23 protein-coding genes are annotated in these 24,508 nt (G+C 53.9%); 15 read left to right on the forward strand and 8 right to left on the reverse strand.

Translation table 11 applies throughout. The features are described from left to right. Positions 1-661: 661 nt before the first annotated feature. Genes ACFFIY_RS03345 through ACFFIY_RS03355 form a run of 3 tightly spaced genes read right to left on the reverse strand, consistent with a single transcriptional unit; the run spans position 662 to position 2,485 of the window. On the reverse strand, positions 662-1,540 hold the full coding sequence (locus ACFFIY_RS03345) for an RluA family pseudouridine synthase (protein ID WP_354198583.1): 879 nt from the start codon (positions 1,538-1,540) through the stop codon (positions 662-664). A 47-nt stretch (positions 1,541-1,587) separates the two neighbouring features. Further along, complete coding sequence (locus tag ACFFIY_RS03350) at positions 1,588-2,055, reverse strand: thioredoxin family protein (protein ID WP_354198581.1); 468 nt, start codon at positions 2,053-2,055, stop codon at positions 1,588-1,590. 1 nt (position 2,056) lies between these two features. Next, positions 2,057-2,485: a disulfide oxidoreductase gene (locus ACFFIY_RS03355; protein ID WP_354198579.1), complete on the reverse strand. Its 429-nt coding sequence runs from the start codon at positions 2,483-2,485 to the stop codon at positions 2,057-2,059. Positions 2,486-2,617: 132 nt separating this feature from the next. Here ACFFIY_RS03355 and ACFFIY_RS03360 point away from each other — a divergent pair, with 132 nt between their 5' ends. Further along, positions 2,618-4,162: a GNAT family N-acetyltransferase gene (locus ACFFIY_RS03360; RefSeq protein WP_354198577.1), complete on the forward strand. Its 1,545-nt coding sequence runs from the start codon at positions 2,618-2,620 to the stop codon at positions 4,160-4,162. 251 nt (positions 4,163-4,413) lie between these two features. Further along, entirely contained in the window at positions 4,414-4,710 is a 297-nt protein-coding gene (locus ACFFIY_RS03365) for a hypothetical protein (RefSeq protein WP_354198575.1), read from the forward strand. Between the two features lie 76 nt (positions 4,711-4,786). On the opposite strand, the gene ACFFIY_RS03370 is transcribed toward ACFFIY_RS03365, so the two are convergent. The 3 genes from ACFFIY_RS03370 to ACFFIY_RS03380 all read right to left on the reverse strand — a co-directional run bounded on the left by ACFFIY_RS03370 (position 4,787) and on the right by ACFFIY_RS03380 (position 7,686). Next, positions 4,787-5,347 carry a hypothetical protein gene (locus ACFFIY_RS03370; RefSeq protein WP_354198573.1) on the reverse strand — a complete coding sequence of 187 codons (561 nt, stop codon included), beginning with the start codon at positions 5,345-5,347 and terminating at the stop codon, positions 4,787-4,789. Next, the gene (locus tag ACFFIY_RS03375; protein WP_354198571.1) at positions 5,340-6,245 is read right to left on the reverse strand and encodes a cation diffusion facilitator family transporter; all 906 of its coding nucleotides are present in this window, start codon (positions 6,243-6,245) and stop codon (positions 5,340-5,342) included. Before ACFFIY_RS03375 ends, ACFFIY_RS03370 begins: the two co-directional genes overlap by 8 nt. 112 nt (positions 6,246-6,357) lie before the next feature. Then, positions 6,358-7,686: a hemolysin family protein gene (locus tag ACFFIY_RS03380; protein ID WP_354198569.1), complete on the reverse strand. Its 1,329-nt coding sequence runs from the start codon at positions 7,684-7,686 to the stop codon at positions 6,358-6,360. A 222-nt stretch (positions 7,687-7,908) separates the two neighbouring features. On the opposite strand from ACFFIY_RS03380, the gene ACFFIY_RS03385 reads away from it, so the two are divergent. From ACFFIY_RS03385 to ACFFIY_RS03430, 10 genes are all read left to right on the forward strand, one after another. Next, complete coding sequence (locus ACFFIY_RS03385; protein ID WP_354198567.1) at positions 7,909-9,102, forward strand: class I SAM-dependent rRNA methyltransferase; 1,194 nt, start codon at positions 7,909-7,911, stop codon at positions 9,100-9,102. Between the two features lie 91 nt (positions 9,103-9,193). Next, entirely contained in the window at positions 9,194-10,387 is a 1,194-nt protein-coding gene (gene chrA, locus ACFFIY_RS03390) for a chromate efflux transporter (RefSeq protein WP_354198565.1), read from the forward strand. A gap of 510 nt (positions 10,388-10,897) precedes the next feature. Then, entirely contained in the window at positions 10,898-12,646 is a 1,749-nt protein-coding gene (locus ACFFIY_RS03395) for an ABC transporter ATP-binding protein (RefSeq protein ID WP_354198563.1), read from the forward strand. Continuing rightward, positions 12,639-14,396 (forward strand): ABC transporter ATP-binding protein, encoded by a 1,758-nt coding sequence (locus ACFFIY_RS03400; RefSeq protein ID WP_354198562.1) that lies wholly within the window; start codon positions 12,639-12,641, stop codon positions 14,394-14,396. The genes ACFFIY_RS03395 and ACFFIY_RS03400 overlap by 8 nt, the downstream gene beginning before the upstream one ends. A gap of 323 nt (positions 14,397-14,719) precedes the next feature. Further along, positions 14,720-15,112, forward strand: coding sequence for a hypothetical protein (locus tag ACFFIY_RS03405; protein WP_125904125.1), 393 nt, complete (start codon positions 14,720-14,722; stop codon positions 15,110-15,112). A gap of 111 nt (positions 15,113-15,223) precedes the next feature. Next, positions 15,224-15,949: a hypothetical protein gene (locus ACFFIY_RS03410; RefSeq protein ID WP_354198560.1), complete on the forward strand. Its 726-nt coding sequence runs from the start codon at positions 15,224-15,226 to the stop codon at positions 15,947-15,949. 785 nt (positions 15,950-16,734) lie between these two features. Continuing rightward, on the forward strand, positions 16,735-17,532 hold the full coding sequence (locus tag ACFFIY_RS03415) for a hypothetical protein (protein WP_354198558.1): 798 nt from the start codon (positions 16,735-16,737) through the stop codon (positions 17,530-17,532). Between the two features lie 9 nt (positions 17,533-17,541). Further along, a complete protein-coding gene (locus ACFFIY_RS03420) occupies positions 17,542-18,189 on the forward strand; it encodes an ATP-binding cassette domain-containing protein (RefSeq protein ID WP_354198555.1) in 648 nt (215 codons plus the stop codon). A 227-nt stretch (positions 18,190-18,416) separates the two neighbouring features. Further along, entirely contained in the window at positions 18,417-19,694 is a 1,278-nt protein-coding gene (locus tag ACFFIY_RS03425; protein ID WP_354198553.1) for an MFS transporter, read from the forward strand. A gap of 528 nt (positions 19,695-20,222) precedes the next feature. Further along, positions 20,223-21,896 carry a serine hydrolase domain-containing protein gene (locus ACFFIY_RS03430; protein WP_354198551.1) on the forward strand — a complete coding sequence of 558 codons (1,674 nt, stop codon included), beginning with the start codon at positions 20,223-20,225 and terminating at the stop codon, positions 21,894-21,896. A gap of 55 nt (positions 21,897-21,951) precedes the next feature. Here ACFFIY_RS03430 and ACFFIY_RS03435 read toward each other — a convergent pair whose 3' ends face one another. Both ACFFIY_RS03435 and ACFFIY_RS03440 read right to left on the reverse strand, forming a co-directional pair. Continuing rightward, positions 21,952-22,098, reverse strand: a complete 147-nt coding sequence (locus ACFFIY_RS03435; RefSeq protein WP_354198549.1) for a hypothetical protein — start codon at positions 22,096-22,098, stop codon at positions 21,952-21,954. 60 nt (positions 22,099-22,158) lie between these two features. Continuing rightward, entirely contained in the window at positions 22,159-22,362 is a 204-nt protein-coding gene (locus tag ACFFIY_RS03440) for a YheE family protein (protein WP_354198609.1), read from the reverse strand. Between the two features lie 52 nt (positions 22,363-22,414). On the opposite strand from ACFFIY_RS03440, the gene ACFFIY_RS03445 reads away from it, so the two are divergent. The 3 genes from ACFFIY_RS03445 (at position 22,415) to ACFFIY_RS03455 (ending at position 24,411) form a co-directional block, all read left to right on the forward strand. Beyond that, positions 22,415-22,825, forward strand: a complete 411-nt coding sequence (locus ACFFIY_RS03445) for a ferritin-like domain-containing protein (RefSeq protein ID WP_354198547.1) — start codon at positions 22,415-22,417, stop codon at positions 22,823-22,825. 69 nt (positions 22,826-22,894) lie between these two features. Then, positions 22,895-24,046, forward strand: coding sequence for a DUF445 domain-containing protein (locus ACFFIY_RS03450; RefSeq protein ID WP_354198545.1), 1,152 nt, complete (start codon positions 22,895-22,897; stop codon positions 24,044-24,046). 14 nt (positions 24,047-24,060) lie between these two features. Continuing rightward, on the forward strand, positions 24,061-24,411 hold the full coding sequence (locus tag ACFFIY_RS03455) for a YlbF/YmcA family competence regulator (protein WP_354198543.1): 351 nt from the start codon (positions 24,061-24,063) through the stop codon (positions 24,409-24,411). Positions 24,412-24,508 lie beyond the last annotated feature (97 nt).

The following is a 24,508-nucleotide window of genomic DNA, read 5'->3' on the forward strand; positions in this document are numbered from 1 at the left end:
TTCTTCTTTTGAGTGGAATTTACACAGAGAACAGGACGTTATCTCGCTTTAAGTGCGGGACCACATTCTAAGTGCGAACAGGTCCCTCTAAGTGCGAATTTCTCATTGTAAGTGCGAACGGGCCGCTCTAAGTGCGAATTCCTCATTCTAAGTGCGAACGGGCCGCTCTAAGTGCGAACTCCTCATTCTAAGTGCGAACCGATCGCTCTAAGTGCATTCTAAGTGCGAATGGGTCGCTCTAAGTGCGAACCCTTCATTCTAAGTGCGAACCGGTCGCTCTAAGTGCGAACTCTTCATTCTAAGTGCGAACGGGCCGCTCTAAGTGCGAACTCTTCATTCTAAGTGCGAACCGGTCGCTCTAAGTGCATATTCCTCATTCTAAGTGCGAACCGGTCGCTCTAAGTGCGAATTCCTCATTCTAAGTGCGAACGGGCCGCTCTAAGTGCGAATTTCCCATTCTAAGTGCGAACGGGTCCCTCTAAGTGCGAATTTCTCATTGTAAGTGCGAACGGGTCTCTCTAAGTACGAACCCGGCGCATTGCGACTCACTCGGGGAAGAAAGCGTCTCACTCGCGACGCATTGCGACTCACTCGGGGAAGGAAGCGGCTCACTCGCGACGCATTGCGACTCACTCGGCAAAGAAAGCGTCTCACTCGCCCCTTACGATTCCCCCCGGGACCCGCCCAGCCAGACCGGCCGGACCGGGTCGTCGATCTGCAGCGGTTCTTCCGTGAACGGGTGGGTGAAGGCGATCCGGCCGGCGTGCAGGCGGTAGCCGCCGGCAGCGGGGCGTCCGCCGTAGAGGGTGTCGCCGATGATCGGATGGCCGAGGTGGGCGAGGTGGACGCGGATCTGATGGGTGCGGCCGGTGTCCAGTTCCACGGAAATGAGGGAGGTGCGGCGCCCTTCTTTGATCACTTCATAATGGGTGACGGCGGACTGGCCGCCGGGGGAGACGCGCCGTCTTGTCGCGTGGTGGCGGTCACGTCCGATCGGAGCGTCGATCTTGCCCGACGGACGCCTCAAATTTCCGCTTGTTTCCGCAATGTATTCCCGGCGGACCGCCTTTTCCTCAAGCATCCGGTCGAACACCGCCTTGGCCACCGGATGGCGGGCGATGAGCACGAGGCCCGATGTTCCCTGGTCGAGCCGGTGGACGTGTTCGGCGTAGGGGCGGCCGTCCCGAAGCGACTCGGCGAGCACCCGGTTCATGAGCGTGCCGGTGCCGCCCGGCTCATTCGGATGAACGGCCATGCCGGCGGGCTTGTGGACGACGAGGCAGTGATCGTCTTCATAGGCGATCCCGAGTTCTCCTTCTTCCGGCACGTACTCCGACTTGCCCTCCGGAAGCCGCATCGTCAGCAGCGTTCCCGCTTCCAGCGCTTCATTCCATCTCACGCGTTCGCCGTTTTCCAGCCCGGCGAAGCCGTCCATCCTCAGCTCGTGCACCAGCTTCCGGCCGAGCTGCCACTTCTCGCGGAGCAGCCGGTCCACCGTCATGCCGTCTTCATGGATCCGGTAATCAAATAAAAACGCCATTCAGCATCCCCTCCAAAAAAGGCCGCGCTTGCCGCGCGGCTTCGATTTCACTTTGCATATTGTTCCAGGAACGCCCGGATGGCTTCATCAGACTGTGAACCGACGATTCGGTCCACTTCTTTGCCGTCCTCAAAATGGGCAAGCGTCGGAGTTCCTTCGATCTGGTACTGGTTCCAGCCTTGTTCAAACTCCAGGACGTTGTATTTCACGACATCCGCTTTCATGTCCTTGGCGATCGGCACAAGGCGCGGCGTCATTTCCTGGCAGTGCGAGCATTCCGGGCTGAAGAAATAAACAGTGACCGGATCCCCGGAATCAATCCGTTTCTCCAGCTCGTCCGGCAGGATGATGTTCTGGTAGTTCGGATCGTCGAGCTGGTCGATCGTCGACTGCTTGAGCTGCTTGTCCCCGTACGGGCTGTCTGCCAGCTTGGGCTTGTTTGATTGGTTGTTGACGAAGACGAGCAGCGCCAAAAGAACGATGACTGCGCCTCCGATGATGAACAGTTTCTTCATATTATGATTTCGGCTCCTTCTGCCACTTCAGCATGAGAAAGCTGAGGACGGCGATGATGATGAAAGCAATGAGGGCAAGCAGGGGGATTGTGATGAACCCGAGCCAGTTGATGTAAGATCCCGTGCAGCTCACCTGGCCGCAGGCAGGCGCTGACTCCTGAAGGAACGCCACTTTCTGGATGCCATAATGATAAAGGGAAATCAGGCCCCCGATCACCGACAGTGCAGCTGTGTAGGCGGCTGCCCGGAAATCTTTCCTCACGAACGCGACCGCGCCGATCACGACGATCGGATACATGAGGATCCGCTGGTACCAGCACATCTCGCACGGCACGAACTGCTTCACTTCCGAGAAGTAAAGGGAACCGGCCGTTGCCACGAGTGCGACCGTCCAGATGAAGAGCCATGTGTTCTCGAGGCGTTTTTCCATTGAACCCGCTCCTGTCGATTTTAAACTCCATTTATGATTATAGGGGCGGACGACGGGGCAAGTAAAATAATATTAACCGGAGGCCGGATGCAGTATAATGATTTTCAATGTGAATCGGAAGGGGGCTCTCCCGTGACGGAACAATTTGATTTGTCTTCATTTGAAAAAAGCATGGTGATCCGAGAGATGACCCATGATGATATCGATGCCATCCTGCGCATGCAGGATTCGTGTTTCCCGGGGATGGATCCATGGGAGCGGTCGCATCTTGAAAGCCATCTCGCCATTTTCCCGGAAGGGCAGTTCGTTGCGGAACTGGACGGCGAGATCATCGGCTCGTGCTCAAGCCTCATCATCAACTTCGACGAGTACGACGACAAGCATACGTGGGACGATGTGACCGATGAAGGATACATCACGAACCACAACCCCGACGGTTATAATCTGTACGGCATCGAAGTGATGGTCGACCCGGCCTACCGCCGGATGAAGGTCGGGCAGCGATTGTATGAAGCGCGGAAAGACCTGGCGCGAAAGCTGAACCTGAAGTCGATCGTCATCGGGGGCCGAATCCCGAACTATTACAAGCACGAAAAGGAAATGACGCCGCGTGAATACGTCGATGCGGTGTCCCGCCACAAGATCTATGATCCGGTGCTGTCGTTCCAGCTCATGAACGGTTTCACGCTCATGCGGGTGAACCCGGATTACCTGCCGGACGACAAGGCGTCCCGGAAATATGCGACACTCATGGAATGGAACAACATTGACTACAAGCCGCAGTCGAAGCGGCATTTCAAGACAAGCTATCCGGTCCGCATCTGTGTGGTCCAATACCTCATGCGCCAGATTTCGTCGTTCGATGATCTTGCGGGCCAGGTCGAATACTTTGTCGATGTCGCATCGGATGCGCATTCTGACTTCGTCGTGTTCCCGGAGATTTTCACGACGCAGCTCATGTCGTTCCTCGATGAGCCGATCCCGAGCATCGCGGTCCGCAAAATGACCGAGTATACGGAAGAATACATTGAGCTGTTCACGGATCTGGCCGTCCGCTACAATGTCAACATCATCGGAGGCTCCCATTTCGTGAAGGAAGACGACGATGAAATCTATAACATCGCGTATCTGTTCCGGCGTGACGGTTCGATCGAGAAGCAATATAAGATCCACATCACGCCGAATGAGCGGAAGTGGTGGGGGATCAGTGCGGGAGATGCGGTCCGGGTGTTTGACACCGACTGCGGCAAAATCGCCATCCAGATCTGCTACGACATCGAGTTCCCGGAATTGGCGCGGATTGCGACCGACATGGGGGCGAACATCATCTTCACGCCGTTCTGCACGGAAGACCGGCAAGGCTACCTCCGCGTCCGCTACTGTGCACAGGCGCGCGCCATCGAAAATCAGGTGTACACCGTCATTTCCGGCACGGTCGGCAACCTGCCGCAGACGGAGAATATGGACATCCAGTACGCCCAGTCGGCAATTTTCGCTCCGTCCGACTTTGAGTTTGCCCGGGACGGCATTGTCGGCGAGACGAATGCCAACCTTGAAATGGCACTCATCGGCGACGTGGATCTGGAGATTCTCCGCCGCCAGCGCCAGGACGGCACGGTCAAGCAGCTCAAAGACCGCCGGCATGACGTATACCGGGTGGAATACAGGAAAGACTGATATGCCAATCTTTCAAACGCAGCCGCTTGGCCGGGAATTTTTCCGGCCGGCGGCTTTCTTAATGGACAGGCTCCCGGCGATAAAGATAACGCTATGCGGGATAAAGATAACGCTCCCGCTGTTAAAGATAAGGCTCCCCGGAAACGCACTTTCGAGATGGATTTGCGGTGAAATGATTGACTTGCCCAATTAAGGGAATAGTGGGGGTGGAACGACTTTCAGACAAGACGACAAGGAGGAGGAATCACGATATGCAACCAAAGAAATGGCTACAAGTCGGAGCGGCGACATTCCTGTCGGTCGGCATGCTCGCAGCCTGCGGCGATAAGAATGACGGAGATGATGTGGATGTTGATGTGGACGAACCGACGGAGGATGTGAATCCGGCTCCGGACGGCGATGACGGAACGGACACGGATGTCAACGTAGACACGGATACTGATGCCGATACCGATTCCGGGAAAGACAGCGAAGGGATGGACGGCACGGATACATCCGACGACGAGGAAATGCTCGACGAAACGGACGAGGAAAACAACGGTTCCTGATGAACCAAAATGAAGCCCGGCAAGCGGATGAAACCGCCTGCCGGGCTTTTGAACCTGCCTAGCTGTTTGGAGTGGATCAACTTTCTTTTCGGACGTGCTTGCCGCCGGCGTTCTGGACGGCGTAGATGATCGGCTGGTAGTTATTGATCATGATACCGCGGTCAAATGAATAATCCGTTCCGTCTTTCATGAGGAAGTCAACGGATTGAACGGCGAGCGTGCCGCCTTCCTTCGTCAGGTTTTCGGTCACCTGCTCAAAATCATCCCAGTGGTAAGTCTGGGATTGAAGAGAGAACGGCGTACTGATGACGAAACGGTCCTGGGTGTAATAATAGTAGTCCTTGGAAGAAAGCACGATGCCCAGCACCGCGACGATGAGCAAAACAATCGTCATGACGGCAATCTTCGCCCGCTTTTCGACGACCGCGAATACGATGAAGATCCCTGAGATGGCAAGCAGTCCGACGCCCCCCGTGATGAGTGACCACCCTGACGTGCCGACAACCTGGGCTTCCCGCGTGATGAAGCCGTTCTTGAATGGAAGCAGAAGGGCTGCCGGGCCGATAATGGCGAGAATGAAAAAGATGACAGCCAGTGTGAATGAAATGACCCGCTTCTGATCGACAAAATCATACATGGTGCGAAGTTCCCCCTGATTTTCTATTTTCCGAAAGTTCCGGTTCTATATGTACGAGCACTGTGCTGAAAGGTTTCACTTTTTCCAGCCGCCGTTCGATTTCTTCTGTGATCCGGTGGCTTTCGATCACGTTGAGCATCGGATCCACGGTGACGGTGAGATCGATGAAGGCGTGGTTGCCGTGCATTCTTCCTTTGAACTCTTTGAGCCGGATAACGCCGCTGACCGACTCGGCGAGCTGGGAAAGTTCTTTTCCTTCCTCTTCATCAAACCCGTCCGTCAGTGTGTAGACCGCTTCCTTGAAAATGGAACCTGCCGACAGAAGGATCAAGATGGCGATGATGACGGCGGTGACCGTATCGATGATCGGATAGCCGAAAATGGCGCCGGCAATCCCGGCCGCCGCACCGAGGCTGACGAGGGCGTCAGACCGGTTGTCGAGCGCCGCCGCCTTGAGTGCCGCGCTGTTGATCTTCCGGGAGAGCTTCAGATTGTAGCGGTAAACGATGAACATGACAATGCCGCTTGCCAGTGCAACGATTCCCGTGAAAAGGGAAGGGGAGGCGCTTTCTTCGGATGCGAGCGAACCAATGGCCCCGATCAGAACCTGCAGGCCGACCGCTGCCATGATGAAGCTGGCGATGAGCGAAGCGATCGTTTCGGCGCGCAGATGTCCGTACCGGTGCTGGTCATCGGGCGGCTTCTGGGAAATCCTCAGTCCGACAAGCACCGCAACAGACGCGATGACGTCGGTCGTGTTGTTCAGGGCGTCGGCCTTCAGGGCGTCGGAGTGGCCGAGTGTCCCGGCCGTATATTTGACGATGCTGAGCACAATGTAGGTCCAGATGCTGACCCAGGCGCCGCGCTCGCCTTTTCTCAGGTTGGAATATAGATCCATGATCGTTCACCCCCGGACCATCCAGTATACCCCAAAATCGTCTTTCCGGCTTATGAATGAAGTTTCCGGGAAAACAAAAACCCCTCGGACACTCAGTGTCCGGGGGAGTGGATCAGAATTCCGCGGCCGCGGCGTGGTCTTCCACGGACGGCTCGGTCTCAGGATCTGCTTTCATCGCTTCGATATACAGGATATGGTGGCCCTCCATGTCTTTGACGAGGAACTCATAGCCTTGCTCGATGATCTTCTCGCCTTTGACGACATCGAACCGTTTGGCCATGAACCAGCCGCCGATTGTGTCGATGTCTTCTTCGTCGATGTGGATCCCGAGAATGTCGTTGATGTCTTCGATGAGCATCTTGGCATCAAAGATGTAGTGATTCTCGCCGACCGCCTGGACGTCCGGCACTTCATCGATGTCAAACTCATCCTGGATGTCTCCGACGATTTCTTCGAGGATGTCCTCGATCGTGACCAGCCCGCTCGTGCCGCCGTATTCGTCCATAAGCACGGCCATGTGGATCCGTTCGCGCTGGATCTTCAGGAGCAGGTCGCCGATCGGGATCGACTCGATCACCCGGATGACCGGCTGTGTGAAGTCCATCACCGGACGGGTGCCGCTTTCGGGATCTTTGATGAAGGCCGTCAGCAGATGCTTCATGTTCACGAGGCCGATGACGTGGTCCTTGTCGCCGTCCGTGACCGGGTAGCGTGTGTACTGCTCGACGCCCATGACGTCGAACACTTCACGGAGCGTCATGTTTTTCTCGACGGTCATCATTTCGGTCCGCGGCACCATGATTTCTTTGGCGATCCGGTCGTCGAATTCGAAAATCTTGTTTACATATTTATATTCGGACTGGTTGATTTCACCGCTTTTTAAGCTGTCGGAGAGAATCATCCGCAATTCTTCCTCGGAGTGGGCTGCTTCCGATTCGGACATCGGCTTGAGGCCGAACATCCGGATCAGTCCCTGGGCCGCCCCGTTCATGCCGTGGATCACCGGATACATGAGCCGGTAAAAGGCGATGAGCGGTCCCGAGAAGTTGAGCGTGATCGCTTCGGCTTTCTGGATGGCGGCCGATTTCGGCGCGAGTTCGCCGACGACGACGTGAAGGAACGTCACGGCCGAGAAAGCGATGAGGAAGGAAAGGAGCGCGGCAATGTTGCCCTGGATCTCGAACCGCTCAAACAGCGGCGCAAGCATCCTCTGGACGGTCGGTTCGCCGAGCCAGCCGAGGCCGAGGGCGGTGATCGTGATGCCGAGCTGGCAGGCCGAAAGGTACTCATCCAGATTGGAGACCACTTTCTTCGCCCGCATGGCTTTGCGGTTGCCTTCCGCAATAAGCTGATCGATGCGCGTCGTCCTGACTTTCACGATTGCGAATTCACTCGCGACGAAAAACGCGGTGAAGGCGATTAAGGCAGCAAAAGCTGCCAATCGTATGGCAATGTCCAAATAAATACTTTGCCCCTGACCCGAATGAGGGGGAGGACAAAGTGTACACCTCCTGTTTAATAGAAAAAATCGTGAGTTGCTTTAATTTTATATCCGCGGAAGAAAAAACACAATGGATAAACCATCCGGCCCGCCGCAGATTCGTCAGCGGGCGCCCGGCGTGCGATAATAGGTTGACGAAAGCACAGGAAGGCGGAATAACAGATGAAGTTGAGAGAAGTGAAAGTGGACGGGGAGACGGCAGCAGCCATCCGAAAGGGCCAGCCGATCCTGCCGAAGGACGCAGTGGCGGATCCTGAGATGCTCGGGCGGGAAGGCTCGCTGCTGAAACTCATTGATCCGGCGGGACGCTACGTCGCCACCGGCTATCACGGGAGCCAAAACAAAGGTGCCGGCTGGGTGCTCGCAACGAAGGAAGGCGAACAGATCGACGAAGCGTTCTTCAGCCGGAAGATCAGGGACGCGATCGCCCGGCGGGAATCCTTCTATGAAGATCCCGAAACGAACGCATTCCGTGTGTTCAACGGCGAAGGGGACGGAATCGGCGGCCTGACGATCGACGACTATGACGGCCATTTCCTGATAAACTGGTACAGTGAAGGGATTTATGCGATGCGCCGGTACGTTCATGATGCGCTTGCGGATCTGAAGGCGGTCCGCTCCGTTTTCGGGAAAAAACGGTTTGATTCCAGGGGACAGTATGTGGAGGATGACGACTTCGTGTTCGGCGACAAGCCGGATTTCCCGATCCTGGTGAAGGAAAACGGGATGCAGTTCGCCGTCGATCTGAACGACGGGGCGATGACCGGCATCTTCCTCGATCAGCGGGATGTCAGAAAAGCGGTCCGCGACGAGTGGGCTAAAGGACGCCGCACACTGAATGCATTTTCTTATACAGGCGCTTTTTCGGTCGCCGCGGCACTCGGCGGAGCAGCGGGGACGACGAGCGTCGATCTCGCCAAGCGCAGTCTGCCGAAGACGATCGAACAGTTTTCTGCAAACGGCATCGATTATGAAGCTCAGGACATCGTCGTCATGGATGTGTTTGACTACTTCCGCTATGCGAAGCGGCACGAGAAGGAATTCGATCTCCTCATCCTCGATCCGCCGAGCTTTGCCCGTTCGAAAAAGCGGACATTCAGCGCCGCCAAAGACTATCCGAAGCTGCTGGAGGATGCCCTTTCGGTGACGGCGAAGGACGGCATCATCATCGCTTCGACCAACCATGCGGGCTTCGGCATGAAGAAATTCCGCGGGTTCATCGAGAAGGCGTTCAAGTCTGCCGGCAGGAAATACACGATCGAGCGGGAATTCCGGCTCCCGGCCGATTTCCGTACCCACCGTCATCATATGGAGTCGGATTATCTGAAAGTGGCGGTCATCCGGACGAAAGGATGACGGCTGCATTGTAAAGGTTCTGTAAAACCCCTTTCCCCGGATGGCAGCTTTGAGTAAGATGGGCAGGAATCAACCGGAAAGGGGTTTTCTCATGGAAAAGAAGAACGGGGGGCGGTACGGGGAAATCCTGTGGACTTCGCTGAAGCTCGGACTGACGTCGTTCGGGGGACCGGCCGCCCATCTCGGATATTTCAGGGATGAATATGTAAAAAAGAAAAAATGGCTGGATGACCGGGCGTACGCAGACCTGGTCGCGCTCTGCCAGTTCCTCCCCGGCCCTGCCAGCTCCCAGGTCGGCATCGGAATCGGGCTCATGCGCGGTGGGCTGGCCGGCGCATTCCTGTCCTGGTTCGGCTTCACGATGCCGTCCGTGGTGTTGCTGGTGCTGTTCGCATGGCTTGTCGGCGGCGGGACCGGGTTCGATACGGGCTGGATCCGGGGGCTCAAGATTGTGGCAGTTCCGATTGTCATCCATGCGCTGATCGGAATGGGGCGGAATCTGACGCCGGATCTGCCCCGACTGTTGATTGCCGCAGTGGCCGCTGCCGGCGTGCTGATCGTCCGTACCGCAGCGGGTCAGATCGGGTTCATCGTTCTGGCAGGGGCGGCGGGCTATCTGATCTATCGGAACAGGCCGCCTTCCGGCAAGGAAGAAGGTGAGGTACCGGTTGCGGTGAGCCGCAAAACGGGCATCGCAGCATGGTTGATATTCGTCCTGCTGCTCATTGCTTTGCCCGCCGTCCGGACGGCCGCCAATCATGTCTTGGCGGTGATTCTGGATGTGTTTTACCGGGTCGGCTCGATCGTGTTCGGCGGCGGGCATGTGGTCCTGCCGATGCTGGAGCGGGAAGTCGTCCCCGCAGGATACATGGGGACAGAGACGTTCATCGCCGGATACGGAGCTGCGCAGGCGGTTCCCGGTCCGCTGTTCACTTTGTCCGCCTATATCGGAACGATCATGGACGGCATCCCGGGGGCGCTTGTCGCAGTCGGGGCGATGTTCCTTCCGTCTTTCCTGCTCGTTGTCGGCATGCTGCCGTTCTGGTCGGTGCTCAGGAAAAAGAGCTGGCTGAAAGCGGCTCTTCTCGGCGTAAATGCCGCAGTTGTCGGAATCTTGTTCTCGGCGCTGATCGACCCGGTCATCCCGAGTTCGATCTTTTCGGTCTGGGATGCGGGAGTGGCGGCGGTCGCCCTGATCCTGCTGCAATTCGCGAAGCAGCCGCCGTGGCTTGTTGTGCTCGTGTCCGGGGTGCTCGGAGCGGCGATCCATTTGTTTCTGGGATGAATCAATCCGGTCGGGGGTGCATAGACTGTATCTGTTCCGATGCTCCGAAGAGTAACTTGGTCATTTTTTCAGAAAACAGTTGACAAGCCAATCGACTTAACGGTAGGCTGTTAGAGTATCGAAACAATTATCAACATTCTGCGGAAGGGAGGCATGGACGATGTTCTTCATGAAAATGGACTGCACAATGGACTGCACAATGGGACAAAACTGCATATCGCCATGCCTGCCCGCACTGCGCCCGTAATTTACTTCGGGAACCGCAGTTTATTTCAACGGGGTCCGGCATGCTGCCGGATCCTTTTTCAATGAGCACGTCTCCTTGGACAGGGGGCGTGCTCTCTTTTTTTCACCGATTTGGTGTGACCGCGCGGAACGAAAGCCGCGTGTTGCATAAACAACCATCCGGAAAGGAGCAATCGCGATGTGCATCGTGAAGGAAAGGAAAACTCTCATCAAGGAATCTAAAGAAGGCGGATAGTGTAATCCGCTCCGGGAAGAAGGGGTTTTATGTTTTCAGTATTGTTTAAGCTCGACTGGTTCTTCAAAGAGAACTGGAAGCGGTATTCAGTGGCGCTCGTGCTGCTGACGGTCACCAACGTGCTCGTTGTCGTGCCGCCGTGGCTCATCGGCCGGGCGATCGACACGATGTATAAGGGGAACATGACGACGGGGTTCCTGTGGGGATTCGCCGGAATCATGCTCCTCATCATGGCGGTCGGCTATGCGTCCAACTTCGTCTGGCAGTATCAGCTGTTCGGCGGGGCCAATGTGATCGAACGGACGCTGCGCAGCCGGCTCATGCGCCACTTTTTGAAAATGACGCCGACGTTCTATGAGAAAAACCGGACCGGCGACCTGATGGCCCGGTCGACGAACGACCTGCGGGCACTTTCGGAGACGGCCGGCTTCGGCATCATGACCCTCATCGACTCGACGCTGTACCTGCTGACGATTTTGCTCACGATGGGCTTCATCGTCTCCTGGAAATTGACGCTTGCGGCCATCATCCCGCTGCCGATTCTGGCTATCATCATGCAGGTGCTCGGCAAGAAGATCCACGAGCGTTATGTCGTCGCCCAGGATGCATTCGGCGACTTGAACGATGATGTGCTCGAAGCGGTTGCCGGCGTCCGGGTGGTCCGGGCGTATGTGCAGGAGAGCGCGACCGAAGAGAACTTCCGCGCAAAAACCGAAGAAGTATACGAAAAGAACATCGCCGTCGAGCGGATTGACGCGCTGTTCGCTCCGACGTCGAAAGTGCTGACAGGCGCGAGCTACGCAATCGGCCTCGGCTACGGGGCGTTTCTCGTGTCGACCGGCGACATGACGCTCGGCAATCTCGTCACGTTCAACGTTTACCTCGGGATGGCCGTCTGGCCGATGATCGCGATCGGCGAGCTCATCAACGTCATGCAGCGGGGGAACGCGTCTCTTGACCGAGTGTCCGAGACGCTTGCCTACGAAGAAGACGTGAAGGACCCGGCTGCGCCGAAGCATGCCGGCACGCCGGACGAAATGGACTTCAATGAGGTCACGTTCCGGTATCCGCAGTCTTCGTCCGTGAACCTGGACCGGCTCCGCGTCCACCTCGACCGGGGCGGGACGCTCGGCATCGTCGGCAAGACGGGGAGCGGCAAGACGACGTTCGTCCGCCAGCTGCTCCGCGAATATCCGGCAGGCGGCGGGGAGCTGACGTTCTCCGGCGTTTCGATCACCGACCTGACGAAAGACGAAGTGCGCGACTGGCTCGGCTACGTCCCGCAGGAACATGTGTTGTTCTCGCGCTCGATCCGGGACAACATCCTGTTCGGCAAGCCGGACGCCACCGACGAAGAAATCGATGAAGCGATCCGGCTGTCGCACTTCCGCAAGGACCTGGCGATGCTGCCGGAAGGGCTTGCAACGCTCGTCGGGGAAAAAGGGGTCGCCCTGTCCGGCGGCCAGAAACAGCGGATTTCCATCGCCCGGGCGCTCATCAAAGACCCGGAGATTCTCATCTTGGATGACTCGCTGTCCGCAGTCGATGCGAAGACCGAGACGGCGATCATCGAAAACATCCGCGAAGGCCGGGAAGGCAAGACGACGATCATCACGACCCACCGGTTGTCGGCGATCGAACACGCCGACTGGATCATCGTGCTGGAGGACGGCCGCGTGATCGAGGAAGGCACCCACGACATGCTTCTCGGCGAACACGGCTGGTACCGCGAACAATTCGACCGCCAGCAGATCGGGGAGGGGGATTCACATGAATAAAGGCAAACGGCTCGTCCGGTATGCAATTGATCAAAAAGGCTATGTGATCCCCGGCATCATCTGCCTGGCACTCGCCGTCGCGGCGGATCTTGCCGGACCGCTCATCGCCAAAAATATCATCGACAACCATATTGCCGGAAGCGAGACGGGCGGCATTGACTTTGGCCCGATCGCCGGCCTGCTCGCCCTGTTCATGGGGCTCGCCGTCATCACGGCCATCTTCCGCTACTCCGAGTATCTGCTCCTCCAGAAAGGGGCGAACCGGATCATCCAGAAGATGCGCAATGAAGTGTATCGCAAGATCCAGACGCTGCCGATCCGCTACTTCGACAACCTGCCGGCCGGCAAGGTCGTCGCACGCGTCACGAATGATACGGAAGCGATCCGGGACATGTACGTGACCGTGCTCTCGCAGTTCGCCACGAGCTTCATGTACATGGGCGGCATCTTCATCGCGCTGATTTGGCTCGATCCGAAGCTGGGCGGGGTGATGCTCCTGCTCATTCCGGTTTTGTATGTATGGATGATCACCTACCGCAAGTTTGCGTCCAAGTACAACCGGATCATCCGCGGCAAGGTGAGCGACCTGAACGGGATGATCAACGAAGCGATCCAGGGCATGACGATCATCCAGGCATTCCGCCGGGAAAAGCAGATGGAAGAGGAATTCGAAGCGCTCAACGACGAGCATTTCCGCTATCAGAACAAGTTGCTTAAAATGGACTCTGCGACTTCGTTCAACTTGGTCGACACGCTCCGTTCGATGACGTTCCTTGTGTTCGTCCTGTACTTCGGAAACGTGGCGCTCACCGCGCCACAGGCCATCTCGGTCGGTGCCCTCTATGCGTTCGTCGACTACATCACGCGACTCTTCAACCCGATCACCGGCATCGTCAACCAGTTCTCCCGCCTCGAGCACTCGCTCGTCGCGGCGGAGCGGGTGTTCGAGCTGCTCGATCAGGAAGGAGAGCCGGTGAGCGGGGAGAAAATCGCCCGCTACCGGGGGAACGTGCGCTTTGAGGACGTCTGGTTCGCCTATAAAGGCGAGGAGTATGTGCTCAAAGGCATCGACTTTGAAGCGAAGCAGGGCGAGACCGTGGCGCTCGTCGGCCACACCGGATCGGGGAAAAGCTCGATCATGAACCTGCTGTTCCGGTTCTACGATCCATCCAAGGGACGCATCGTCATCGACGGCACCGACATCACGAAGCTGCCGCGGCAGACGATCCGCGACCATATGGGCATCGTCCTGCAGGATCCGTACCTGTTCACCGGGACGATCGAGTCCAACATCAGCCTCGGCGACACGCGGATCTCCCGCGAGCAAGTCGAACAGGCGCTGGAAGCCGTCGGAGGCGACCGCGTGCTGAAGCATCTGCCGGACGGCATCGACGCGCCGGTCGTGGAAAAGGGAAGCACCCTCTCCGCAGGCCAGCGCCAGCTCATTTCATTCGCCCGCGCGCTTGCGTTCGACCCGGCAATCCTGATCCTGGACGAAGCGACATCGAACATCGACACCGAAACCGAAGAAATCATCCAGCATGCGATGGACGTCCTGAAAAAAGGACGCACGACTTTCGTCATCGCCCACCGTTTGTCGACGATCAAAAACGCCGACCGCATCCTCGTGCTCGACAAAGGCGAGATCGTCGAATCCGGCAGCCATGACCAGCTCCTCGCGTACGGCGGTCAGTATGCTCAGATGTATAAGCTGCAGGCGGGAACGCAGGCAACGGGGAAGATCGGTTGAAGATAAGCAACTGTATAGGAGACAGCCCCGGCGAATGGGTTCGTCGGGGTTGTTTTTGGGGAGGGGGTGGGTGTGGAAGGAAAGAGCGTCAAGTATATTCTGTGGATGCCCGAGCACATTTGGAATAAGGTCGTTGTACAAAAATGATCTATTATCATACAAAATGATGGAATTGTACTAAGATTGAGCGACTTTGATAAAATTTATTGTCTTTTCTCCTTCTTTTTATTTACAATCACTATTTTTTAAGCTATTCTTTAACAAAGGGATTATTTCCCTCTAATGATCGGGTAGATTTTATCAAAAATTGAAGGAGAGATGAAATGACAATTAATCGAAAAGTAGCAACTGGCCTGCTTTCATTAGGGCTATTCTCTATCGGAACAGGAATTGCTACTGCCGCCACGTATTATGACTACGATGCAAGAGTCCCGGCTATTGCTGATTTTGAAACTACTAACAAAACTAAGCAAACGACTGGTTCGGCCTATAATAATGTAACTTATCTTGCGAAGGGTGCATCTTTGGTATCATGGGTTGAAAATACAAGTGGTACCAACATTACAAGCAAGGTGACATACTCTTCTACAGGAAAAAAGACAATGGATTATAAAGCGGCAAGTACCTATAAAGGAAAATCAGTGCATTTAAACATTTCCACGCCGTTTGGTGAGAATGAAGCTGTTTCAACGAAAGGAAATTGGACACCAAACTGATAAGCCTTGACTAGTCAAATGGTAATCTATCCGATTATTTCATTTTTCTTAGGCGGTGATTTATTGTCATACATTTTCGAAGAGCTGAAGAGGGCATTTTGGTCTCCGGCTATGTTGATTGCATCATTATTATCCATTTTCATGTTTATCGGGGGATTCATTGAATATATCAGCTGGCTGCCAAGTGGTCAGTTATCATTACTTTATCTATTTCTATCCGGATACAATTCAGGCACCGCCAATACACTTGCTCTTGCGTTCCCTATTTTGGCCTGTCTTCCTTTTGTCGCGAGCTATGTGCAGGATGAAAATAACCATCTGACGAATTATATATCTATCCGCACTTCTGAGCGGACATATAAAACGATAAAATTCTTCATAACTGGTTTAACGGGCGGAGTCGCGGTGGCGATTGGACCGGTGGTTGGTTTTATGATTCTTTCTGTTTTAAGCTTCGTTTTTCAACTTCCTTTGGAAGGTGAGGGCCTGGAAACAGCTGAAATGTTCCATTCCATGGGTATTGCTTCCCCGCATCTCATGATCCTTTTGATCATCCTTACGATTTTTGGCTGCGGATTCACACTGGCATCATTTGGGCTTGGGTTATCTGTTTTTGTGAAAAACACTTATTTGGCAGTCTTGATGCCTTTCGTTTTTTATCTCATAACCAGTACAATTTTTATTGACATTAACCCTCTATTAAATGCACAAATTTTATACGATATTAATAAAACAGGTATGGGAAGTTGGCCGAGAGTTGCTTATGCCGCAATCCTGATCATTATCGGGGCAGTAAGTTTTTTTGGCGGTGGGAGAAAAATTGAATATACGAGATAAGATAGAGTTGCTGCGTACGATCGGCATACGGTCTGCACTGGCAGCTTTTGGTCTAATAATCGTCTTTACATCCAATCATTTATTTGATGTGTTGGAACTGTCCAAAAATGTGAATAGTTACGATCACTTCTTACAAGTATTTGGGTTTTTATCGATCTCATACTCGATTGTACCCATATTTTTAATGGTATTGTTAGTTTACTTTTCGAAAATGCAGATAAGACCCTATATTAGTTTGCGCTATGGAAGCACGACAGCATGGGTTTCATCTGAAATGATGCTGATCGGATTGCTGAGTGTTGCCACTGTGCTGGCGTTCGTTTGTATCTGTTTTTTGCAGTCTTTTCTCACCCTTGGCTTTAAAGGTGGTTGGAGCGAACACGCGAAAAATTATTATGAGTACTTTGAGGTGTTTTTAAATCTCCATCATCCGGTTCAATACATCATCGTTACGGTCATTTGTACGGCATTCCTTCTTTTTGTGTTAGGTTTGATTTTTTTCATCTGTTTTCTGAAATTGAGGAACATCATAGCGTCATTGGTAATTGTCGTTCTCTGTTGGATGTTCAATAACTTAGTAACGATAGGGAAAATCGGAGTGCTTTCTCCCTGGTTGTTTACGGATCATGTAGATCTCTTCACTTACATGTATAGACATGAAATTTCTCAATCATCTTTTCCGTATCAAATAATAATCTACTGGTTGGTTTTAACTGGGGTGCTCATCGCTATTTGCATTCGCATAGCGAAAACGGAGGACTTGATATTCGGAAAGGAAAACGTTCATGGGTAATTTACTCCGATATCACTATCGTTTATTAATTTGCACTCCAACTCTTTTGGTGGTGCCGGCTGCATTTTTGCTGAATGCTGTGATTGCTGGCATTTCGAATGATTGGAAACTACCGTACAGCGGTCTGAAGTCCGTTGCTTTTCTGCTCTATTTGCCGACTAACCCGTCGTTTGATTTGGTCCGTTGGTTGCTAATATTGACTCCCTATTTATTAATAACGGGCCTGTATCTTCATGATGAATTTACGGGACGTTTCGTTAATGTGTCCATTCAATCCAAGAGGTCAACTTTATGGTTGGATTCCTTTTTGATCGTAATGACCTTATTTATTACTGTTGGAACAATACTGGGGTTCTGTATTAATATGATGGCCGGATTTTTAATCAATGATGGCGGAGAAGCGGTTTGGATGGAAGGCTCAATGTTTGAAAAAGTGAATGCAGTCAATTTATTAGTAAGAGAGTTTATTCTAATGAATGGATCTGCAATGATTGCTGTGCTGACAAATATCTTATTGACACTGCTGTTTAGAAATATGGGCGTAGCCACACTTCTTACTGTGACCAGTATCATTGTCTCATTTGCAGTTGCCCGATTAGCACCCCCTCTCATCCCTTGGCTGCCAATCAATATGGGGTTGACTGCCTTCAATGAAATTCAGCCTTTTTCTCTTTTCCATGGAACAACAGTGAGTGTTGCAATGATTGTAATCTTGATCGCATTGATCCGATTAGTATTCCGATATCGGCTGGAAAGTTTATTTATTGAAGGACTTAAGCAGGAAGGGTGAAGTGTGCCAATGATCATTGAAATCAATCATGTTACGAAGACTGTAAAGGGCAGTGATTTATTGAAAGATATCGACTTGAGGATAACGAAACCGGGAGTCTATGGAGTGATCGGACGGAACGGCTCGGGGAAAAGCGTTCTATTTAAGACAATTGCAGGTCTGTTGCGACCAACGACGGGAGAAGTGAAAGTTTTCGGCGAGAAAGTAGGCAATGGCAGGTTCCCTAAACACTTTGGTGCTTTATTTGATCTCCCGGGCTTTGTCCCGCGGTATACTGCTTTTAATAACCTAAAGCTTCTTGCCTCAATACGGGGGATAATCAGGACAGAGGATATACGGCAGGTGATCAGCAAAGTTGGATTGGACCCTGATGATCGGCGCCTGGTTAAAAAATATTCTTACGGCATGCGACAACGGCTGGGCATAGCGCAGGCCATCATGGAAAATCCAAGCCTTCTGATTTTGGACGAACCCATGAATGGCCTTGATGAAACAGGTGTGGAAGAAATTAGGGGAATGATCTTGGAGTTTAAAAAACAAGGCATGACCGTTCTCATTGCCAGTCATAACTCCGAGGATATCAAACTGCTGTGCGATCAAGTTTACCGAATGGATCAGGGCAAGCTAACACTTCATCAAACTGAGACAGTATCCTAAAGCAAATAGAAAGTAAAATGGTTGGGACAGCCCGTGCGTCGGATCGCAGGGGTTGTTTTTTGTTAAAAGGGCCGGGTGAGGGCGAGGTTGATCAGATAGATGGTGAGTGCCATCAGATTGAGACCGGGGGTCAGAGCTGGAAAAGATCATTAGCTTGTTGCTTTTCCCCTTCCATTCTCGTATAATTCGAATGTCGAAATAAACGGAAAATGAAGGAGCTCCCTCCAATGATGGCCTGGCTTAAAGACTGGAAAACCAAAATTTCGGGGTTCAGCCGCAACGTCCGGCTGTTCATGCTGGCTAATATCCTCATCCAGGTCGGGATAGGGGTGTTTTCCGTCATGTACAACTTGTATATCAAGGCGCTCGGCATGCCGGAGACGGTGAACGGGAACGTCATCTCGATGACCGCGCTCGCGACGGCGATCATCCTCGTTCCGGCCGGCCTGCTGAGTGACCGCTTCGGCCGGAAATGGCTGCTCATCGGCGGATCCGGACTCACGGTGCTGACCTTGTTTTATCGGTCGGTGGAAACGGCGGAAGGCACGCTCGTCGCCGCCGCGTTCGTCACAGGCCTGACTATGGCGTTTTTACAGGTGTCGGGCGTTCCGTTCCTTGCGGAGAACTCCAACGCCTCGGAGCGAGTCCATCTCTTCAGCATCTATTTCTCGCTCGTTACCGTGGCGGGCGTCATAGGAAGTCTTGGCGGCGGAGTGATTGCGGACCTGCTCGAGAAGACCTTCGGGCTGCCCGCGGTGGAATCGATCCGCTGGTCGCTCATTGCCGGCGCGGCAATCTTCACCGCCGGCATCGGGCCGCTGTTTTTTCTGTCTTCCGGAAAAGATTCAAAAGAAGACAAAGAGGCGACGCCCGCGAGGATCCCGGAGCCGCCTTCCGAGCAAGATCCGGCGGACGCCGCGCCCGGCCGGAATGCCCGCCTCATCTTCCATCTGGGCATTGCCAACCTGCTCATCGGCTTCGGTTCGGGACTCGTCATTCCGTATCTGAACCTCTATTTCGCGAACCGGTTCGGTGCCTCGAACGCCTACATCGGGCTGATCCTGTCGCTCGGATCCGCCATGACGGCCGTCGCGATGATGATCGGCCCGGCGCTCGTCAAGCGCGTCGGCAAGGTTAAGGCGCTCATCTTCTTCCAGCTTGCGTCGATCCCGTTTCTGTTCCTCACCGCCTACACGATGTCGCTCGGCCTCGCCTCGCTCGGATTCCTCATGCGTCAGGCGCTCATGAATGCCGGCAACCCGATCCAGAGCGCCATCTCGATGGAGATTGTCCACGACAAATACAAAGGCCTCGCCAACTCCGTCAACCAGACCGTCTTCCAGGCCGGCTGGGCCGCCATGGGGCCCGTCTCCGCAGGACTTGTTGTGGCGTACGGATCTTATTGGGGATACGCATGGGCATTCTCGATCACGGGCGTGCTGTATGTCATTTCGTCGACTTACTATTATGTGGTGTTCGGCAGGAGGAAGCTGGCGGGGGAGTGATGGCTTGTGATGCTTTATTAAAAAACAAATAGAAGGGCAGGGGAAACAGTCCGTTCCCTTGCCCTTTAAATTATTCTCGTTAAGACAAAGAGGCCCACTAATACTCCGAGAATGAAAAGAAGGAGATAGTTGAACTTTTTTTTATTCGCCATATTGCAGATTCCTCCTATCGAATATTGACTTATCTGAAATATAAAATCCAGTGGAGCAAGTTTAGGATACTCAGGCGTTAAATTCAAGGAGTTTAACTAATGATTTAACACGGACGTGAAAATCGTCGGCAGTTTGGTAAAGGGCCGCGGCATGTTAGAATAGACTGAAAGATAAGACCCTGACGGAGAATACCATCAGAGTTTGGTTTTTGGCGGGGAAAAGCATGCAGAGAGTGTGGATTGATTATCGATGAATGCACAATCGGCTTTGGCGTTTCGTCTATTCGTTTATGCTTCTTTGATTTTCATAGTATTCCTTTTGCTGTTCCAGCCTGCTGTTTCGGCATCTGACCATAAGGATCTGGACGATCGATTGATGGATTATTTGAAGGAACACGAAGGGACTGCCGCAGGGGCAGCGGTGATCGTGATCCGCGAAGATGACGTCAACCGGAAGACGATCGGGTTTGCAGATCAGGAGAAGCAGATACGCGTCGACGAGGAGACCGTATTTGAATGGGGGTCCATCTCCAAGATTCTCGTTTGGATCAGTGTCTTTCAGCTGGCTGAGGCCGAGAAGATTGATCTGAATGAAGACGTCGCCCGCTATTTGCCGCCTGATTTCCAATCAAAAGAGTCGGATGACGAGCCGGTCACCATGACCCATCTGATGAATCATACGGCGGGGTTTGATGACAGTTACACGGATCTGATGGTGCTGGATCCGCCCGAAAAGGCGTCATTGAGAGAAGTGCTGGAAGCCGCGGATGTCCGGCAGGTGTTCCCGCCCGGCCAGATCGTCGCCTATTCAAATTACGGAACGGGCCTCGCTGCTTACATCGTTGAAGAAGTGAGCGGGCAGGATTACCGGGAGTATGTGCGGACTCATATTTTCGAACCTCTTCATATGACGAAAACCGCAATTGATCCTGAGCAAGATGACCACCCATGGGTGAAAAAGCAGAGGCGGAAGATCCAGGGTTATACAGAGGAGCGGCAGCTGATCGAGCCGAACCGGTATGTGATTCCGATATATCCGGCGGGAAGTGTCACGGGGGTCGCCGGGGATCTTCAAAAGCTGATGCAGGCGCTGCTCGGCGAAGACGGGAAGCCCCTGTTTACAAAGAAGGAGACGATGGATGCCCTGTTCCTGCCCTCTTTATATTACCCGGGTACAGACGTGCCCCGGATCGCAAACGGGCTGTTTTTCCTGCCGTCCGCAAGCGGATTAACTTTCGGGCACGGCGGGAATACTCTTGCGTTCAGTTCCTCCATTTACATGGACAGGGCGGAGGGCACGGGTGTGCTGGTCTTGACGAACATGGCAAATGAAACCAGCCTCACACTCGGCATCCCGGAACTTGTTTTCGGGCGAGAACGACCACAAGGCAGCGATATGACTTTGCAAAACGCATCAAAGTGGGGCGGTCTGTACGAGCCGGCCCGTGTGCCGCGCCACGGGTTCAGCAAATTTTACGGGCTGTTGCTCAGAAGCAAGGCAGAACCCGCCGGCGCTCACGGCTTAACGATGAATGGACTCCGATACACACAGACGGAACCGGGTGTGTTTGTAACCGAAGACGACTTCAGTGCGTTTGCGCTTGATGTCTATTCAGCCGGGCCTGAAGGGGAAAACCTCCTGTCTTCCGGGGTGTCCGACCTGCTCTACATTCCCTGGGCGCAGCATGTGCTTCAGTGGGCGGCTGTTGTCCTGGCGGGTGTTGCCTTCCTGTTTTCAGCGGGTTTTTTGATCTTCTCTCTTCTGAAGAGGAAGCCGGGGAACCCGCTCCTGCCGGTCCAGCATGGGTTGAACGTGCTGGCGGGACTCAATATCATTTGGATCGTCTACAAAACCGCATCCATGACGGCCTATGCCTCCATTCAGCCGTTTTTGGCTGCCAATTTGCTGTATGTGGCCGGTTCAGTGATCATCAGCAGCCTTCTGCTCATTCGACAAAAGGGGAAGCAGGGGAGGATGATCCGGCTTCTCAGTGTGGTCACGGCGGCCGTTCTCTGCAGCAACATTTTTTACTGGGAATTTTATCATTAACGAAAACAGCCTCCGCCGCCGGATCCCTTCCGGTGCGGGGGCTGTTCTGTCCAGGTCATTTCCGCATGTTCTGCGTGTCGGTCATGCGGTTCTGTTCGTCCGCGATGCGCTGCTTGTCCTGCATCTTTTCCTGTTCGCGCTTTTGCTGTTCGTCCAGCTGCTGCTTTTCGTCGGTGAACTGGACCGGTTTCTTGTCTGCCATCGGGATTCCTCCTTCCGGTGATACAGTGAGTATTCCCGGAAATGCGGCAGGCCAAACGGTTTAGTCGTAGACGTGGAAGGTCATGAGCTCGTGGATCATTTTTTTCACCTGATCTTCATCCGGCGGCGTGGCTCCGGTCCAGGCGATGGTACCGTCCTGTTTGTAGTCACCGGAATAGCGCGTGTTTTTGTAGAGAAATGAAAATGTCCAGCCGGGCAGCCGGCCGCCTTCGAACATCGGTTTGTACGTAAAGTGCTGCAGCATCTCTTTCATCTCCTTCATGATGGCCGTCCGCTCCGCATACTTATAAGAATAAATGCAACGAAAGGATGCGGCCGTGTTCACCGATCAGTTGCGCGAGGCGATAGAAGAAGAGTACAAAGGGTACCACTTCTATAAAACGATGGCCTCACTCACAAAAGATCCATATTGGCTTGATTTCATCCATCATGCGATGGAGGACGAAAAAAGCCATTATGAAATGTTCCAGCAGCTTCATTATATGCTGACGGGTTCATTCGTTCAAAGTCTCAGGAAGCCGGGGCCGTGCGACAGCCTGAAATCGTGCGCGAAGAAGGCCGTCCGCGACTCACTTGAAACGGCCGAGCTGTATAAAGTCATGTTGCTCCGTATTCCGATCCAGGAAGCGTATGAGCCGCTGTTTCTGGCGATGCATGACGAGACGGAGCATGCGATCCGGTTTTCAATGATGTACAACGCCCTGTAGCCTGTGGCGTTCCTTTTTCTGTTACCGGGGTTCGTCTGTTATACTATTGTCGAACCCTGAAGGAAAAAGGTGAAGCGATTGAATGCATTGCTGACGATTGCCTTGATGGCAGTGATCGGTGCGGCGATCGGGGGCGTAACGAACCACCTCGCGATCAAAATGTTGTTCCGGCCGCACGAGGCTAAATATATCGGGAACTGGCGCGTGCCGTTCACGCCGGGGCTCATCCCGAAGCGGCGCGACGAGCTGGCAACCCAGTTCGGCCGGATTGTTGTGGATTACCTGTTGACACCGGAAACGTTCCGCAATAAGCTGTTCACGCCTGTGATGCAGCACAAGGCGGAGTCTGCCATCCAGGGAATGATCGAAAAGCAGCTGTTCGGAGGAGACCGGACGATCGGCGGCTGGATCGAGATGGCCGGGATCCGCGGGGCGGATGAGAAGATCGAACAGGTCGTGCTCGGTCTCGTGGATTCGAAGTTTAATGAAGCAAAGGACCGGCTGCTCGACGGGACGGTCGGGGAGAAGCTTTCGTCACAGTGGATCGAGGAAGTGGAAGAACGCCTTCCGGGTGCCCGCCGCTACCTGATCGTTCGGGCGATGGACTATGTGTCTTCGGCAGAGGGCAAGTCGACGATCCGGAAGATGATCGACGATTTCCTTGAATCTAAGGGAACGTTCGGAAGCATGCTGCAGTCGATGTTCGGCGGCTCGGATAAGCTCGTCGGAAAAGTTCAGCGGGAAGGACTGAAGTTCCTCTCCGCACCGGGCACTGCCGAACTGCTTGACGACTTGATCGGACGTGAGTGGGAAAAGCTGAAAGATAGGCCGATGGACGAGCTGGCCGGCGGGTTTGACTGGGAAGGACTCCGGGCTTCGGTCCGCGGGTATGTGAAAAAGGAACTCGCGGCCGGCGAACGGCTCGACCGGACGATTGTTGACTATTGGCCGGGCGGAGCGGACTGGATCCGCACAAATGTGACGCCGGCACTGACGGCGTTCGCATTCCGCCAGGCGGAGCAGAAGATGGAAGAAGCGCTCCGCCGGCTGAAGATCGACCAGATGGTGAAGGAGCAGGTCGACTCCTTCCCGGTCGCAAAACTGGAAGACCTCGTGCTCGGCATTTCCCGTCGCGAGTTCAAGATGATCACCGTGCTCGGCGCGGTGCTCGGCGGACTGATCGGGATTGTGCAGGGGCTGCTCGTTTTCCTTATTAATTGATTGGAGTGGATAATATGACACTGAACATTTACAACGACATCAACAAGCTCGAGGCGACTTTCCGCCAGACCGACGAATACGCGGCGCTTTCCAAGGCGATCGCGGCGGTGAAGGTCGATGAGGAAGCCCGGAACCTGTTTGAAAGCTTCCGGAAAATCCAGATGGAGCTGCAGCAAAAGCAAATGGCCGGCGAGGATCTCAGCGGCGAAGAACTTGAATATGCCCAGAAAACGGCCCAGCTTGCCCAGCACAACCCGAAAATCGCCGCAATGCTGCAGGCGGAAATGCAGCTCAGCCGCATCGTCGAGGACATTAACCGCGTGCTCATGAAACCGGTGCAGGAGCTTTATGAGGGAATGGAATAAGGGATTGAAGGAAAACCGGCTGCGGCCGGTTTTTTTATGTGCGCCCAGCATGGGCGCAGTCTATAGGGTGCAAGTCCCGAGCTGTGAAGGCAGAAGT

This window comes from Bhargavaea ullalensis (genome assembly GCF_042432615.1).
Taxonomy (GTDB): domain Bacteria; phylum Bacillota; class Bacilli; order Bacillales_A; family Planococcaceae; genus Bhargavaea; species Bhargavaea ullalensis.